Raw genomic sequence first — 17655 nt, 5'->3', positions numbered from 1 at the left:
TAAATTCTCATATTTTATTCTTTAACTACAAATGATGGTGCTTCCCAAAGATTCCTTTCAGCAATCTTTGTTTTTACATTTATTGATATTGGTTCTGATATCTGTCCATTTATATATTTAGTTGATATCTTAAACTTATAAATATTATTTAATTTTAAGTCATGAATACTTAATTCATTTGTTCCTACTGGTACTCTTTTAAATTCCTTACCATCTTTATATACTATATATTCTTTAACTTCACTAATACTCTTCGGTTCATCCCAACTTAGTTTTATAGAATTATAGTTTTCTACTTTTTTAATATTTGTGACATTAGGAACTAGTATATTATCTGTTTTTGGTACTAATTTCTCTGCTGCATTTTTTAAATTGATTACTAAATTATCAACTTCTATTTGTTGTATGTCATTTCTATTGACCTCTTCTTTTGCTTTATTAATTTTTTTCTTATAATCTGACCATGAATCTTTTGTATATAACTTTTTATCTAAGCCTTTAAATACATTTATTTCTTTTAACAATTCTTCCTTATCTACAAGCCCTAAAGCATTATCTATTTCTCCAAGCTTTAGCCTAACACCAATTATATACGGCTTATTACTTTGATCATTTTCATCCCAATTTCCATAAGAGTTTAAAACAAATGTCCCATCTTGTAATACAACATTTCCAGCATATCCACAATCCCCTGATTTTGCTGTAGGTGTAAAATCTTCTGCTAATCTTATACGATACTCGCCTTCATTACCATTTATTAAATCATCATAGGTTCCTACCCATGCAATCCAATCACCGGCCATCCAATCATTATTCTCGATTATACCATTATTATTGTAATCTAAAATAATTTCTCTAAATGTAATTAATAATCTACCACTTATAGGATCATAGGATATCTTATGCCTTTCCCCATTTAAAGCTCCTTGAACTTCTCTTGGCTTACTCCATGTCTCACCCTCATCATTTGAAAATGCAATTGTTGATTTATGTTTATGTGATTGACTTCTAGCTAACATTACCAATTGATTTCCATCAGGTGATCTAAACATTCCAACTTCACATAACTGTGTCTCTTTTTCTATCTCTCTCCATTTTGATAAATATGGTTCTGGATTACTCCATACTTCGTTTCCATTTTCATCAAATGTTAAATAAGTTTTATAGTTAACATAATCGTAATCATGATATACACCCATCCATTTATCAATTAAGTTTCCATTCTCGTCTTTTAATTGAATTAAACTTGCCATAGCAACAATTGTTGTTGATCCTTCATGCCACTTTTTATAATCACTCCAAGATTCTCCTTTATCATCAGATATTGATGTTGTCCAACCTTTGAATCCATTTCCCCATCCTGGTCCACCTGAAATTTGAATTAATTTTGTGCTTCCATCTGTTAAATTCAGTTTATATATTGTCGGTGTTTCCATTGATTCTTTCCAAGTAGAATTTGTTTCTAATCTTTCAGACCAAGTTATACCTCCATCATTAGATTTTTTTAATAATACTTCTCCAATCCCATGTCCCTTAGGATATACTGTAAATAATGTTTGATTATCATCTAATAAAATCATGTCTGGTTGTCCTAAATATTGTCCTGATTCACGATCTATTACTATTTGTTTGTTAGAATCATAGTCATATTGAGGTATTGTAAAACCTATATTCATTTTTTTATTAACACGCACATCTACTCTCTTACTAAATCCTGTCGCTTCATTAATTACTGTTATAAATGTATCTCCATATGCCATACCTGTAATTAAGCCATTTTGATTTACAGTTGCAACCTTTTGGTTATCACTTATATATTTTATTGTTTTATCACTATTATCACTTACCAATTCTGCAACTATTTGACTTGTCTCATTTACCATAATCTCAACAGATTTATCAACCACATTTAATCCAGGCACCTTTCTAATTTCATCAACATCTTTTTTAGAAAGAGCACGATTATATACCTTAACTTCATCAATAGCACCAATATAATTTCTTCCTCCAATTATCTTTAATGGTGCATTAAATGAATTATTTTTTGTCCATGAGTTAACTTCTGTTGATACTCCATCGATATAAATTCTTAATCCTTCAGATTTATTATTTACCCAAGCTAAGTGTACCCATTCATTTTCAGGGACAGTTTTTTTAAAGGTTAAAAATCCTTGTTTTACGTGAACCCCCATATTTCCACTACTATCTCTTTCAATATCTATTGACTCTGTTTCTTTATCTCCATTTTTAAATTCATTACCATCCCACATTATAGATGCAGGTAAATTTTTAATATCGCCTTTTTTTACCCACATTGCAAGTGTCCAATCTTCTGATAATGTTGCAGGAGAGGTAATAGTTACATTATCACTATCATTATTAAATTGTAGTGCTTTTCCTACTTTTCCATCAATTATTTCTGCTCCATCTAAAACTCCATCATGTTTACCCCAATTGTCTATAACTTTGTTATCAACTATATTATTAAAGTCATAGTAAGATATATTGTTTTCGCTATAATCTGGTTTTACTACGCTTACTAATATCTCCTTTTTGATTGAGTTATCATATTTTGACATAACAGATATTATTGTTTTGCCTTCAGCTTTTGCAATAACCTTACCTAATCTATCTACCGTTGCTACTTCTCCATTTGATGTACTCCATGAAACTTCCTTTTTTAATGAATTCTCTGGTAATACATTGGCTGTTAAAGCTTCTTCAGTTCCTTCAATTAATGTTAATGATGTCTTATTAACTTCAATTGAATCAACTCTATCAACTCCATTTTTCTTTAGATCAATATATTTTTTTGAAATATTTTTAATTCCTTCTCTTAAATTTTCCATATCTCTCGGAATTTCTTCTCTTGTCTGACTTGTTGCAAACTTTGCGCCACCATGTTCTCCTACTCCATTTTTTACTCCAGCATAATCTACTCTTACAGTTTTTAATAATTTTTCTACATCACTTTGTAATTCTGGGATTTCTTTTACCATATGATAAAGTTTATTAACATCTCTTACACCCTCAGCCATTTTCTCTAATCTAACGCTTGACTTAGATATTGGATTTTCGCTCTCCTTTTCATCAGGATATATAAGAGACGTATCTCCAGCTTCAAATGCCCAATGAGTAGTATCTCTTAATGGATCTTCAACCCATGCATCATATGCCCAACGCATATATCCACTTCCACCTTGTGCTGCTGTAAATAGCATTGTCCAATAACTTTCTCCTGGCATACTAAGTGCAAGAGAATTAGGGAAGTGCTCTGTACATGTGTAGACTGTAGTCTTATATTCCTTTTCAGAATTTCTTCTCTCTTGAACAAATTTTCTATAACCTTCTAAATCAGTTTTTGCTGCTGTAGATCCTACGCTTAAATCATCAACACGTTTTGTTATATTTAAATAACTAGCATTAAAGTGATCCATAGCCGCAGCTTTTTTTAATACTAAGCCATCTTTATTTTTAACTTTATCTATAACATCAAAAGCTTTATCCATATTTGCTCTTTCATCAATTCCAATATAAGTGTCTTTAAACCATCCATTTTCATCAAGATGATATATTAAAGCATTAAGGAATTGAGTCCAAATAACTTCATAATCACTTGTTCCAGGATTTAATATAATATTTTCTTGATTTCCTGTAGCCTCATTATAATAGTAAATCTTATTTCCCCAAGGGATCATACTATAGCAAATGATTTTATCTCCAATACCTAAATCTTTATTAAATTGTACCCATTTATCAAAATTAGTGAAATCAAAAATAAATTTCCCATCTGATTTTTTAGTCCATTTAATCATAGATGGATATCGAATATCATTTTTACTATAAGTTTGTCCGCCCCATGCTTCCTCTACAATTGATGTTGTAATGGCATGTCCACCAATTTCTTTATATTTAAGCATATGAGGTTTTAGGATTTTAAGATGTTTTTCCGAAAATGGAGTAACATTGTAGTATTCGGCTGAGCTATATGGATATTGCCACATTTCTATATCAAATTCATACTCTTCACTATTTGGCATAACTGCATCTAATACTTCAATATTATATGTGAATATAAGTGGATCATTAATACCATCAGCAGTTACTTCAATAGTACCAGTATAAACTCCTGATTGGGTATCTTTTGGTATATTAAATTCTACCCATACTGGTTGTACTTTATTAAATTCTATATCTACAGGATCTGTAGTATATAAAATATCTGGAACATCTGCTTTTTCTCCATTAGGCATTGATATATCATTTTGATTATGATATCCTGCATCTCCTATATAAGCTTTTGTTTCCTTTAAAAAGGTAGTAGTAACATTTGTTTTTGATAATATATTTTCACCTGAAACAAAGTCGCTTACTTTAACGTTTACATTTTTTAATTTAGATTCTTTAGATATTAATGCTATTTCTGATATAGTTTTATCAGATTTCCATGAGTATAAATTCTTATTTACTAATCCCATTGATTTAATTAGCTCATATTTATCTTGTGTATAATGTGTATTAGTATCAACTATACTTCCATGTATTGATGGAGTTGCCGCCTTTACTTTGACTCTAATATTTTTCCCTATTCCAAACTCTTCTGAAACAACAGATATATTTGCCTCACCTTCAGAAACTGCTTTTATTTTTCCATCTTTATCTATAGTTGCAATATTTTCATTATCAGAAATAAACTTAATATCTGATAAATCTGCATAACTAGGAATAACTTTGTATATAACTTTTATTTCTGATCCCTCCATTAACTCAATATTAGGATTTTCTATAATTATATCTTCTACTTGATATCTCTCATGATATACTTTTGCATAATCAACTTGAATTACTGCTTTTCCCCTTGGTGAATCACTTTTACCTGTTGCAATAGCTGTAAGAGTATGCTTACCCTCACTTAATCCATCTGCACTAAATAATAGTTGATTTCCTACTCTATTTTCAGAATAACTACTTACTTCTTTTGCTTCTCCTCCATCTATAGAATAGCTTATAATTCCATGGTTCCAACTTTTATGTCCATACACTTCTATCTTATTTCCAACAAACTCAATTTTATAGTATTTTGTAGATGCATCCTTATCATTAGTATTTATATCATTAAAATGCTCATCCCCCTCACCATTAACGCTATCATTTGTATCACCATAACTCCAACCTTCTCCGTAATAAGAGAATTTATTACTATCACCTTCAGTGATCATATTATTTATAAGTAACATTTCATCTAATTCATTATTCATAGTTGCATATACTGAAATCCCCAAATTCTCTAATATCATTACGAACGACAGTACAAATAGTAGTAACCAGCTAATCCCTCTTTTCTTTGTCATATTCCCCTCCCATAACCTTAAAACATATTATTTTCAATTTTATTATTATTTTATATAAACCTCCCTACTTTTTATTATTTAATTTAATTAAAATTTATACTATAGCATTTATATTTCCTAAGTCATCCTTTTATACACCTATATTTCAATTCATATTTAATACTTTGGATTAAATTTATCTAAGAATAAGTTTTTTACTTTATTTAATCTCCACTTATAAAATTCAATATCATATATAATTTCTTTATAATAAAAAAGCTACTCAAATACTGAGTAGCTTTTTCTTAATATACGTCTTCACGAACTAAATATTCATTTCCATCTTGATCTTTAAATGAGAACATCTTTCCATAAGGCATATTTAGAAGAGTTCCTACTTCTACTCCATTATCCTTCATCTCATCGTATGTCTTTTGAATATCTGAACTACTTAATATAATTGATGGATGCTCTACATTAGCTTCTGGATTTTGTTCTTTCATTAATTTTTTATCATATAATACAAATGTAGTAAAATCTTCATCCTTAGGAGCAACCTCTAACCATTTCATTCCTGGCCCCATTTGCTGTTCAAATTTAACTACAAAGTTTAATTTATCAACCCAAAATTCCTTTGCTTTCTCTTGATTGTGTACATATAATGTTATCTTTCCTATTTTATTAATCATCTGTATCCCTCCTATATCTTATGAATTTATTATATTATAAATTATATACATTTTTATGTATTGTAAAAATACGACATAATTTTAATTAAACAATTTATTATACATATCTATAAATTGTTTAGGTGTAATATCATAATATTTCTTAAACTCTTTACTAAAATGTGAGTAATCATAATATCCTAAATCACTCATAACTTGCATATAATCCTTACCCCATAGCATTTCTATTCTAGCTTTATCAAATCTAATAATCTTCATTAACTCCTTAGGTGTAAATGTCGTAAATTCCTTTACTTTTCTTTCTAATTGTCTTCTTGATAAATTTGATTCTGTGCATATATCTTCTAATGATAAATTTTCATTATAAAATTTATACATTATATCTATAAATCTATTTTCTTTTATATATTCTTTGCAGTAACTATTTAAGTACTCTATAATATTTTCATTGTCATTTGAATTTAATATACTTCTATCTATATTTTCTAAGTTATAGCTATCTATCTTATTTTTTATATTGTTTAAATTTACATTAAATAATACAGTAGCCCCATGATTATAGCACCTTATACCAATTATTCTTACCTTTCCATTATTTTTAAGAATAAATCGTTTATTATATGCCCCAATAATAATTTCATTTTCAAGTTTATATTCTTTTTCATCTCGGATTTCAAAAAAATTTGGTCCTATAATATGCAATATTTCCGTAAGACCTGTTGGCCATAAATATTCTTTATTTCCTAGAAAACTATTTTCATTATATTCCCTATCCATTATCCAAAAACATCTTATAAACTTTTTAAGTTCATTACATGGTTTATATTCTTTATAAAACATACTTTTTATTCCTTCACTGTCTATTATTATTGTTCTAATTACATTTTATCATAATAAAAAAGTCTATCCTATGGAGTGCTTCTATGTATAATTATAGAGTTCAATTAAAATAAAAAAAGATGACTCCTGTTCAATACAGAAATCATCTTCTTACCGCTACTTAGACTTTTTAAACTGCCCTTGACAAAGGGTACAGATTATAATAATCCTTGAGCTTTTTAAAATTCATTTATTATTTTACTTCTTTTGAAGATGGTAAGATAACTTCAACTTCTGAGTGTGGTCTTGGGATAACATGTACTGATATTAATTCCCCAACTCTTTGTGCAGCAGCAGCTCCAGCATCTGTAGCAGCTTTAACTGCTCCAACATCTCCTCTAACCATTACAGTTACAAGTCCGCCTCCAACATATTCTTTTCCTATTAAGTAAACATTAGCAGCCTTAACCATTGCGTCAGCAGCCTCTATTGATCCTATTAATCCTTTTGTTTCAATCATTCCTAAAGCATCGTATTTCATATTAAAATCCTCCTAAAAATCCTTTTATTTTTTATATTAATTATTTTTATAAACTTTTTATTTAAGTGCATTTATTTTAAGCACTACATTTGACTATCTTAATTTTTGATTTTGGTGTAATACCAAATGAATTTGCCTCTTCAACATCTAAGTGGCATTCTAGGCTAAATGAATCATTAGTTCTAATGCTTACATTATTTAAGATTCCGCCTCTTAATCCATCTACCTCAATTTTTACAATATCTCCATCACTAACTCCAAAATGCTCTGCATGTTTATTGTTCATGTGGATATGTCTTTGTGCTACTATAACGCCTTCCTCTAATTGAACACTTCCTTTAGGTCCTATTAGAGTTATTCCTGAAGTTTCTTTTAGATTTCCTGATAATCTAACACTTGGTGATACTCCAGTTTTTCTGCAGTCACCTATAGATAACTCAACTTGAGTCTTACTTCTTATAGGTCCAAGTACTCTTATCTTTTCTATAGATCCTCTAGGTCCACATATTGTTATAGTCTCTTTACAAGCATATTGTCCCTTTTGAGATAAATCTTTTAATTTTGTTAATTCATATCCTTCTCCAAAAAGTATATCTACATATCTTTTTGAAAGATGTATATGTCTATTTGAAATTCCAACAGGTATCTCAAATGATTCTTTAACTTCTTTTTTCTTATCTTCGCTTTCCTTAACTGCATTAAGTAAAAGCTTTAATACTTCTTCTAAATTTTCCATGTTCTAATCTACCTCTTCATAGTGGCTATGATTTTATTTACTAAATCCATTACTTCTTCATTATCTAAGTTATTAACTTTTTCTACTATATTTTCAGCAGTTACTTCTACTTCAGTAGATTTTCTTTGTATTTCTGCTGGACTTAAGTTCATTTCTGAACTTCCAAAACTTAATCCTGTATTAAAATTATTCTTTTCAAAAGATTGGGTATTGCAAGTTTCCTCACAGCCTCCTCTATCTTTTCCTATTTTGTCACAGTCAATTAATCCATAAGCAACTCTCTTTATATTTATAAGGTGCATTGGAGTAACATTTTCAGATACTGAACTTCCTCCCCATGTTCCACATCCTAAAGTGAATGATGGCATAAGTCCTGTTGAAGCTCCTGTTCCTCCAAATGATCCACCTGTATTAACTAAAATTCTTGATGCTGGTTTTTTAGCAAACTTTTTAACTATTTCAACATCTTCAGTATGAATACTCATTGTATGACCTATTCCATTTTGAAGAAGTTCTATACTTAATTCGCAAGCTTCCATCCAGTCATTAACTACATAGAATCCAAGTACTGTAGTAAGTTTTTCATATGAAAGTGGATATTTAGGTCCAACTCCACCTTGTCTTCCTATAAGTACTTTAGTTCCTTCTGGAACATAGAATCCTGCAGCTTTTGCAATTACATCAGCGGCTCTTCCAACAAATGCTGCATTCATTGCATTTCCTTTCTTAAATAGAAGATTACAAACTTTATTAGTTTCTTCTTCTGTCATGAAATATCCGCCTTGTTTTTTAAGTTCTTCTACTACTTTAGCTTCATTACAATGTTCACAGATGATTGATTGCTCTGATGCACAGATAGTACCATTATCAAATGTTTTACTAGCTATTATATTTCTTATAGCTTTTTCAATGTCAGCAGTTCTTTCGATATATGCTGGTGAGTTTCCAGCGCCAACTCCAAGTGCTGGTTTTCCAGAAGAGTAAGCAGCTTTAACCATTCCTGGTCCTCCAGTAGCTATTATTATACTTACTTCTTTTGACTTCATAAGCTCATTTGTAGCTCCAATTGAAGTTAACTCTACACAAGTTATTATGTCTTCTGGTGCTCCAGCAGCTACTGCTGCATCATGCATAAGTTTTGCTGCAGTAGATGTACATTTTACAGCTGATGGATGTGGTGAAAATACTATAGCATTTCTTGATTTTATAGCAATAATTGATTTAAATATTGCAGTTGATGTTGGATTAGTTGAAGGAACTATTCCCATTACTAAACCTACTGGCTCTGCTATATCAATTAATTTATTTTCTTTGTCTTCTTTTATAACACCTATAGTTTTCATATCTTTTATTGAGTCATATAAAACTGTTGATGCTAAATTATTTTTAGTAGCTTTATCTAAAACTTTACCAAAACCTGTTTCTTCTACAGCCATCTCTGCTAAGCAAACTTCATGTTCCTTTGCAGCTTTAACCATATTTTTAACTATTCTATCTATTTGTTCTTCATTAAAATCAGCTATTTTATTTGCTGCTATTTTACCTCTTCTAGCTAAATTTCTTGCTTGTTGTATTGATTGCAAATCTTTATCGAAATTTTCCAAATCAATTTTCCTCCTTCTTTAAAACACTATTTTTTATAGTGGTTTCTAAGTCTATTTAGAAGTGCTCCTTTATCTTCTTTAGAGATAGTCTTACTTGTAATATCAAGATCTTTAAATTCTTTTGCTAACTTTCTTATTTTAGATACTTTTAAATCTTCTAAAATTTTAAAAGCTTCATCTAATCCTTTTTCTTCTACAAGCTTGTCTAATTCTTCTTTAGTCATATCTAAATCTATAACTTTATCTAGAATTTCTAAAACTTGAACTTCCTCTGAGCCTTCATTTATTATTTCCTCATCTATAGATTCTTCTAGAGTTTCTTCTACTGCTTCATCTACAGTTTCAGAAATCGCCTCTTCTATAGATTCTTCTACTATTTCACATAAAACCTTTTCCTCTATAGCTTCCTCTATAGCTTCCTCTAATCTTTCTATAGCAGGTTTAGTTTCCATTATACTTTCTAAATCATAATGTGGTCTCGCAATCACATGTTGTGAAACTAAAATATTATCGCCAAGTCTGTTTACAGCTGAAACACCAGCATCAACTGCTGATTTTACGGCTCCAACATCTCCAGTTACTGTAACTGAAACATAGCCTCCGCCTATATATACTTTTTCAAGGATATTAACATTTGCTGATTTGACCATAGCATCAGCTGCTTCAATAGTAGCTAATAATCCTTTAGTTTCTATCATTCCTATTGCTTGCATAATTATCTATCCTCCTTAAGTAATTAAAGTAAATCTGCCCAATTCGCTGGATATGTTGTATAGAACAATTTAGCTTTATTAGGTGATCCCCAAACTACTTTAGATCCCTTAGGAACAAATAGTACATCACCGGCATTTGCTTCATAAGTCTTACCGTTAATTTCTACAGTTACTGTTCCTTCAATAACATAGTCTATTTCTTCATAAGTTAATTCCCATTCGAATTTTGAATCTTCAATGATTAAAAAACCAGCACTCATCTTAGATTCATCTTTGCTTATTAATTCTTGGAAATAAACTTTATTATTAGGATTTCCAGTATCGAATACATCCATCTTTACTGAACTTCCTCTTACTACTTTAAGTCCACTTTCATCGCATGAAGATACAAACTTTGAAGCTTCCCCGCTAGCTAAAACTTTTAACATCTCTTGAAGCAATCCTTCGTTTACTAACTCTTTAAACATCTCTAATAACTTATTGGAATCTAAACCTTCTATGCCTTTACAGTTAGTATTACAAATTTCTTTCTCACTAATTTTTTCTGTAGTAATTGAGATGTTATTGTTTTTAGCTATATCTTTAGCTGATGGAGTTAGGATTACATCTTTGTCTATATAGAAAACCTTTTCCCCTGTAGCTAGAAATTCTTCCATATCTTTTGCACAAATTAATCTTTTCACACTCTCACATCCTTTCACTAAATTTTTCAGTTTATATTTAAGGTATGATTTTTATAACTATTTATAATTACAATGCTTATCCTTCGCTAAAAATTATAATTTACTCACTAAAATCACAGTCCTGATCAATTATTCCAATTACTGCTGCATCAACTGGAATATCATCATCTCCAACCATTCTTCTTGCAGATGATCCTGTGCTTACGATAACTCTATCCCCAATTCCTGCCCCAATATTATCTACAACTATAAATCTTCTACCACTAAAGCTTCCGCCAATCTCTTCTGCTAGCATAAACTTTAATCCATAAAGGTTATCAGCTTTTCTAGTTGCCCAGATATTATCTATTAACTTTGCTGTTATCATAAGGCTCATCCTTCTTTCATATTTAATTTGATTTCTTCTATTGCAGATTGAACTGATGAAGTGTCACCTAATATAGCAATTGAAGTCATATGTTGAGGGCATACTCCCTTAATATCTTCAACGACTACTCCTGCTGCCTTTTCAGCAATATCTATTGCATAAATCATATCAATTAGCTTGCCTTGAGCAAGTCCAATAGCATCTACATTTTCTATTGCTTCCTTGCCTTCTATTCCCATCCTCTTTATAAGAGCACGTTTTGTTCCCTCTGTTGGTGATTTTATAAGTCTAAAATCCATAAAGCTACAACTCCATTTACTCTATAATTTCACTTGTGCAGCTAAGGGCTATTCCAAGTGGTGTAACAAACATTGGATTTTTAGGTTTATGTGTATATACCTTAATCTTGTTTTCTATTACACCTTCTATTCCTGTAAGGCAAGCTGTACCACCAACTAATGAAATTTCTCTCACATCATGATCTTTTATATGATCATTAATTATTGATCCAACCTTTTCAATTACAGGTTTTAAAACTGGTAATAGTTCTTCATGGTTACTATTATCTCTTTTAAATTCATCTGCTTCATAAAAAGGCATTCTATATGCACCTGAGATAACTAAAGAGAAATGTGTTCCTCCAGTAGGCTCATCTGCTACGCAAACTACTTTTCCATCTTTTATAATAGAAGTTCCTGTAGTTCCTCCACCGATATCTACTACTGCACCGTTTTGAATTTTTAAAACTTCATTTGCAGCTGTAGGTTCATCTAATAGATTCGTTAGTTCAAAGCCTGCAGCTTGTACAACATTTTTTATAGCACCACCATCTAAAGAATCTGTCCCTGGTGGAATAGCTGCTGCTGCATAAAATAGTTCAGTACCAAGCTTTTCTTCTATTTCCTCTTTTAATTCTCTAACTATCTTTACAGCTCCGATATAGTCAACTACCATACCATCTCTTACTACATCAGCATATCTGTAAGCTCCTGCAACTGGTCTATAATTTTCATCTAATACTGCTAAAACTACACATGCAGTTCCAAGGTCTACCCCAGTATAATAAACTGATGATTTTTCTAAGATAGGCTTTTCTATAACTTTTTCAAATTGGCTTACTAATTTATCACAGTACTCAAAAGTTTTACTCTTATCACTCAACTCTTCTGCCTCCTATTTCCTTAGATATAGTCGTAGATAATATATTTATAATATTTTCTAAATTAATTAAAATTCTATTTATTAGCTCATCATTTTCATATCTTTCTAGAGTGTCATATTTAAATTCATTTAGCTTACATAAAAGGATGTAAAGATTTAATATTTTTTCGCTATTTTTTAGGTATATATAAACATCTGTAATTTCTATTTCTTCATTGCTGAAATCACAAACTTTAGGATTAATGACTTCTAATTTTATTTTGCCTTCTGTAAACTCTCTTATGTTTTTAATTTCTCTTTCTAAATCGATAAGCTTCTGAGCTAAGTTTAAGTCCTCATTAATTATTTTGCTTGCTGCTTTTAAGAATGATGCTTCAATAGATCTACATTTATATGTAAGTATTTTATACTTTACGTCTTTATTTTCATCTATTAAAATATCATCACTTTTTTCTTCTTTTTTGCTATCTGTAGGTAAATTACTATTTATCTTTATCCCTTTATCTAACAAGTACTGCCTACCTCCTGGAGTAAGCCTTTGACCTTCATTAAGCTTAAATTCTTTAAAAGGCTCTTTTCTATACAAGTCCTTTAAATAATCTTCAGTAATAAATTTAAGCATTTATCTATTCACCTACCTATTTAAGTAGATATTCCTTAAGTTTTTTTATATCTACTTCACTATTTTCTCTAATTAAAAAATATGGTTCTAGAATTCCTATTCTTTTTAAGCTCTGCTTGCATTTATCTATATTTTCATAATTACTATCAGCCTTATTTATGACTCCAATAACTTCTATATTAAAAAGTTTTGAAAAGCCGTCTCCAATAACTTCTTTAGGATTTTTAGAATCTAGCACAAATACTATTTTTTTAGCATCCTGCGCTAAGGCAATAATATGTTTATACATCCAAGCATTTTCTATATAAGAACTAGGAATATCCATAGTATTTTCACCATAAATAACATCTGCTGTCCGCTTTAGAGGACCATTATAATCATTTAAGTAATTTACTATAGTTGTTTTACCAGAACGGCTTGGACCAACAACCATTATTCGTTTCTTTCTCATGTTCTAGTTATAGGGCATATTGTAAAACCTAACATATCTCTTAAAGTTTCATTTACTGAATTAAGTGCCTCATAAACACTATCAACATCACCATTTATAAGAACTGATCCTGTAAATCTATCTAAGAAACCTATCTCTACATCAGCTACTTTAGTTGCGATATCAGCAGCTATGATTGCAGTTTCGTATGGTGTTACTGTTAAGATCCCTATAGCTCCTTTTTCATCTACTCCTAATCTTTCATAAATATCTTTCATAGGGGATGCAATAATGTGTGATAAAGTTATCTGCTTTCCTGGTACTGATTCTTGAATTACCCTTTGTATATTCTTTTCTTCAAAATTAACCATAATTTTTCTACTCATTTCTAATGACGAACTACTTTTGCGTTCATATCATATCTTTTTATATAAGATTCAATTCTATTTAAATCTTCATCGTTTAAACTAGGATCTCCATATACAGGGTAATCTATGCCAAGTTGGTTATATTTATTTACTCCCATCTTATGATATGGTAAAAGATCTATACCTTTAAAATTCTTATAGTCTTTATAAGGAAGTAAGAACTCCATAGCTTTAGTTATAGCTTCTTCGCTATCATTTACATTCTTTAAAAGAGGCATACGAATTTGGACATTGAATTTATTTTGAAGTAGATTTTTTACGTTTTCCAAAATCTGCTCATTTCTAACTCCAGTCCATTTAAAATGCTCATCTGAGTTTATATGCTTAATATCAAATAGGAATAAATCAGTAAATTCTGCAATCTTTAAAATAGTTTCTGTTTTTGTATATCCAGAAGTTTCTATGGCTGTATTTATTCCTACATTCTTACATGCCATAAGAAGACTTAAAGCTGCTTCAGGTTGCATTAGAACTTCTCCGCCACCTAATGTAACTCCGCCACCAGACATTTCATAAAAAGTTCTATCCTCTTCTATAACTTCTAATAGCTCTGATATTGTTTTAGTTTCTCCAATTATATTTATTGCTGATTTTACGCAAGCTTCTTCACATTTTTTACATCCAACACAATCTATATTTCTATTTATTTCATGTTTATTTGTACTGCTATTTACTGTATGAATCCCAACGGGGCAAACATCTACACATTCTAAGCAATTTTCACAAAGATTACTTTTAAACATGACTCTATTTTTTTTAATCATCCCCTCCGGATTAGCACACCATTTGCAGCGCAGAGGACATCCTTGAAAGAATACTATAGTCCTAACTCCTGGTCCATCATACATATTGTATTTTTGTATATTGAAAATCCTTGCCTTTCTTTGTATAATTCCATTTGTGTTATTATTCATACCTAAACTCTCCAGCTTTCTTAAGTTCATGTAGTAGAAAAATCTACTACATGTTCTATAGTTTTATTAAAAATGTGTTAGCATAGTTCTACTTATAATCTCATCTTGAACATCTTTGCATAACTCTACGAAGTATGCGCTATATCCAGCAACTCTTACTATTAAATCTCTATAAGCTTCTGGATTCTTTTGAGCTTCAATTAATGTATTATTATCTAAGTAGTTAAATTGAACTTCTCCAAGTTGAAGAGCACAAGCACTTCTTAATAATGTTATTATTCCTTGTTCTCCCTCTGAAGTATCAAGAAGACCTGACATTAATTTAAAGTTGTGAACCATTCCTATATTCATATTGTCACAAGCCAATTTTGAAACTGACTTAATTATTGAAGTAGGTCCTTTAAAGTCTGCTCCTTGAGTTGGACTTATTCCATCTGATAAAGGTGTCCAAGCTTTACGTCCATTTGCAGTAGCTCCTGTTAATTGTCCAAATGGAGTATTATTTGAAATTGATAATGTTCCGTGACTTAAAACTGAATATAATGTTTTATATTTTCTATGTTCCATTTCAGTAAAGTTTATAAGATCTGCTCCAATATAGTCAGCATAATCATCATCATTACCGTATTTTGGTGCTTCTAAGCAATCTTTTCTTAATTTTTCATATCCAACGAAATCAACTTTTAATGCTTCCTTCATTTCTCTTAATGTATATTTTTTCTCCTCGAAAACTAATTTTTTAATTGCAGCCATAGAATCAATATAAGTAGCAAGTCCGCTCCATACTACTCCTGGACCGAAGTTGTACATTGCTCCACCCGCTTCAACACCTCTACCTTTTTCCATACATCCTTCATACATCATTGACATAAGTGGTTTTGGTGCAAGTTCTTTGTGAACTCTTTGAGAAATTACTGTAGCTACACTTGTCCATTTAGTTATAAACTTAATTTGCTCTTTAACAGCAGCTTCAAACTCTTCGTAAGTTTTGAACTTATCAACATCTCCTAAGTCTGGGCAAACTTGCTTTCCATACCATAGAGGTACTCCATTATTAAGTACTAACTCTATACATATTGGCCATTGAGTGTATCCTGTTGAAGTCCATTGATATAATCTTCCTGATTTTTGTGGTTCAACACATCCCATTAAGCAATAATCTCTAGCATCTTCAATTGAAACTCCTTTAGCAAGCATCATTTTTATATGAACATCATCAAAGTGACATGCTGGGAATCCCATTCCTGCTCTTATTACCTCAACTATCTTTTTAAGATATTTTTGTGGTGATGATTTGTGGATACGGCAAGCTAAAGATGGTTGATAAATCTTAACATGTCTAACTGCATCCATTAATAGATAAGTTAATTCGTTTGTTGCATCTCTACCTGCTCTTGTAACTCCTCCAACACACATATTTACGAATGGTTGGTATCCTGCGAAGAATTTAGATCCTCCTTCACTTGTTATCCACATCATTTCTGACATTTTTATAAGCATACATCCTGCAAGTTCGAATGCTTCAAATTCAGTCATTCTTCCTGATTCAATATCATCTTTAAAGAATTGATACATATATTGGTCAACACGTCCGATTGACATACCTGTTTGATTTTCTTCTACAACTAGAAGTGATTCTATTGTCCAAACAGCTTGAATTGCTTCCCAGAAAGTTTCTGGTTTATGAGCTGGAACCTTAGCATTTACTTCTGAAATTTTAAATAATTCAGCTTTTCTCTTAGGATCTGTCTCTTTTTCAGCTAATTCTCTTGCGTAATCTGACATACGTTTTGCATAAATCATTACACCTTCTGCAGTATCAATTAGTGATTTGTAGAAGTAGATTTTTTCTATATCTTCTGGATTTGCATAGTTAAGTTCTTTTAGCTTTTCTTCTGCTTCTTTAACTACGTCAACCATACCTTTTTTCATTAAGATAACATCATATCCTGGGTTTGAATCTCCTCCACCATTTATTGCATGGTATGAGCAATCAGAAACGAATGATTCTCCTGAAAGTTCCCAAACTCCTGCTTCTCTATATTGGTCTTCACAGTATTCATCTACTGATTTACCTTGCCAGAATGGGAATAGTTCTTCTCTCATGAATTTCTTATCTTCTTCTGAAATATAGAATGGGTCTTGTGCTCTTTCACCTATAGTATCAATCTCATCTACCATCCATCTCCAAGCTATATCTGGAGAAAAAGCTCCAGCTCTTGGTGCACCATTTGGAGCTCCAACTATAAGCTCATGATCTTGAATTACAAGTGGTGCAGTTTCACAACAATGTTTGAAACATTTACCTCTTAATATTGATTTTGGTGTTCCTGGATTTTGCTTAGCTATTTCAGTTATAGCTCTTGCTCTATGTGTTGTTATTGATGGAACTTGTTTTAAATAATTTTCTTTAAGTTTTGCTAAACGTTCTGTGATTCCTTCTGGAACTTTGCCATCATTTGAAGAAACTACACATTCAACTTTTACAGGTTCATCATCTTTTTTTATTTCACCTGAAACGCTTTCAAACATTTTTAATAATGCTTGACGCTCATCTTCTGACATATTTTTAGTGGCTTCTATAAATTTATTTGAAAATTCACGAATATCCATTTTAT

General features: G+C 30.7%; 16 protein-coding genes. All 16 read right to left on the bottom strand.

The annotated features are described in order from the left end of the window. Positions 1 to 14: 14 nt before the first annotated feature. Positions 15 to 5351: a glycoside hydrolase domain-containing protein gene (locus ACQPUW_RS03560; RefSeq protein ID WP_430836123.1), complete on the bottom strand. Its 5337-nt coding sequence runs from the start codon at positions 5349 to 5351 to the stop codon at positions 15 to 17. A 284-nt stretch (positions 5352 to 5635) separates the two neighbouring features. After that, the gene (locus ACQPUW_RS03555; RefSeq protein ID WP_430836122.1) at positions 5636 to 6019 is read right to left on the bottom strand and encodes a VOC family protein; all 384 of its coding nucleotides are present in this window, start codon (positions 6017 to 6019) and stop codon (positions 5636 to 5638) included. Between the two features lie 81 nt (positions 6020 to 6100). Beyond that, complete coding sequence (locus tag ACQPUW_RS03550) at positions 6101 to 6859, bottom strand: helix-turn-helix domain-containing protein (RefSeq protein WP_430836121.1); 759 nt, start codon at positions 6857 to 6859, stop codon at positions 6101 to 6103. 232 nt (positions 6860 to 7091) lie between these two features. Then, positions 7092 to 7379, bottom strand: a complete 288-nt coding sequence (gene eutM, locus ACQPUW_RS03545; RefSeq protein ID WP_430836120.1) for an ethanolamine utilization microcompartment protein EutM — start codon at positions 7377 to 7379, stop codon at positions 7092 to 7094. Positions 7380 to 7455: 76 nt separating this feature from the next. Next, positions 7456 to 8115: a phosphate propanoyltransferase gene (locus ACQPUW_RS03540; RefSeq protein WP_430836119.1), complete on the bottom strand. Its 660-nt coding sequence runs from the start codon at positions 8113 to 8115 to the stop codon at positions 7456 to 7458. A gap of 8 nt (positions 8116 to 8123) precedes the next feature. Further along, complete coding sequence (locus ACQPUW_RS03535) at positions 8124 to 9719, bottom strand: acetaldehyde dehydrogenase (acetylating) (protein ID WP_430836118.1); 1596 nt, start codon at positions 9717 to 9719, stop codon at positions 8124 to 8126. A gap of 26 nt (positions 9720 to 9745) precedes the next feature. Beyond that, on the bottom strand, positions 9746 to 10432 hold the full coding sequence (locus ACQPUW_RS03530; RefSeq protein WP_430836117.1) for a BMC domain-containing protein: 687 nt from the start codon (positions 10430 to 10432) through the stop codon (positions 9746 to 9748). Between the two features lie 23 nt (positions 10433 to 10455). After that, complete coding sequence (locus tag ACQPUW_RS03525; RefSeq protein WP_430836116.1) at positions 10456 to 11115, bottom strand: cupin domain-containing protein; 660 nt, start codon at positions 11113 to 11115, stop codon at positions 10456 to 10458. A gap of 100 nt (positions 11116 to 11215) precedes the next feature. Continuing rightward, the gene (locus ACQPUW_RS03520; RefSeq protein ID WP_430836115.1) at positions 11216 to 11482 is read right to left on the bottom strand and encodes a EutN/CcmL family microcompartment protein; all 267 of its coding nucleotides are present in this window, start codon (positions 11480 to 11482) and stop codon (positions 11216 to 11218) included. Positions 11483 to 11487: 5 nt separating this feature from the next. Next, entirely contained in the window at positions 11488 to 11781 is a 294-nt protein-coding gene (locus ACQPUW_RS03515; RefSeq protein ID WP_430833780.1) for a BMC domain-containing protein, read from the bottom strand. Between the two features lie 16 nt (positions 11782 to 11797). Beyond that, a complete protein-coding gene (eutJ, locus tag ACQPUW_RS03510) occupies positions 11798 to 12643 on the bottom strand; it encodes an ethanolamine utilization protein EutJ (RefSeq protein WP_430836114.1) in 846 nt (281 codons plus the stop codon). Beyond that, the gene (locus ACQPUW_RS03505; RefSeq protein WP_430836113.1) at positions 12636 to 13265 is read right to left on the bottom strand and encodes a cobalamin adenosyltransferase; all 630 of its coding nucleotides are present in this window, start codon (positions 13263 to 13265) and stop codon (positions 12636 to 12638) included. Before ACQPUW_RS03505 ends, eutJ begins: the two co-directional genes overlap by 8 nt. Before the next feature lie 16 nt (positions 13266 to 13281). Continuing rightward, the gene (locus ACQPUW_RS03500; RefSeq protein ID WP_430836112.1) at positions 13282 to 13716 is read right to left on the bottom strand and encodes a EutP/PduV family microcompartment system protein; all 435 of its coding nucleotides are present in this window, start codon (positions 13714 to 13716) and stop codon (positions 13282 to 13284) included. Further along, complete coding sequence (locus ACQPUW_RS03495) at positions 13713 to 14066, bottom strand: BMC domain-containing protein (protein WP_221859120.1); 354 nt, start codon at positions 14064 to 14066, stop codon at positions 13713 to 13715. Before ACQPUW_RS03495 ends, ACQPUW_RS03500 begins: the two co-directional genes overlap by 4 nt. Before the next feature lie 17 nt (positions 14067 to 14083). After that, positions 14084 to 15037 carry a choline TMA-lyase-activating enzyme gene (gene cutD / locus ACQPUW_RS03490; RefSeq protein ID WP_430836111.1) on the bottom strand — a complete coding sequence of 318 codons (954 nt, stop codon included), beginning with the start codon at positions 15035 to 15037 and terminating at the stop codon, positions 14084 to 14086. Positions 15038 to 15103: 66 nt separating this feature from the next. Continuing rightward, entirely contained in the window at positions 15104 to 17650 is a 2547-nt protein-coding gene (gene cutC, locus ACQPUW_RS03485) for a choline trimethylamine-lyase (RefSeq protein WP_430836110.1), read from the bottom strand. Positions 17651 to 17655 lie beyond the last annotated feature (5 nt).

The sequence above is a fragment of the Clostridium sardiniense genome (assembly GCF_050584765.1).
In the GTDB taxonomy this organism is placed as follows: domain Bacteria; phylum Bacillota; class Clostridia; order Clostridiales; family Clostridiaceae; genus Clostridium; species Clostridium sardiniense_A.
This window is presented reverse-complemented; position numbering and strand designations above follow the sequence as displayed.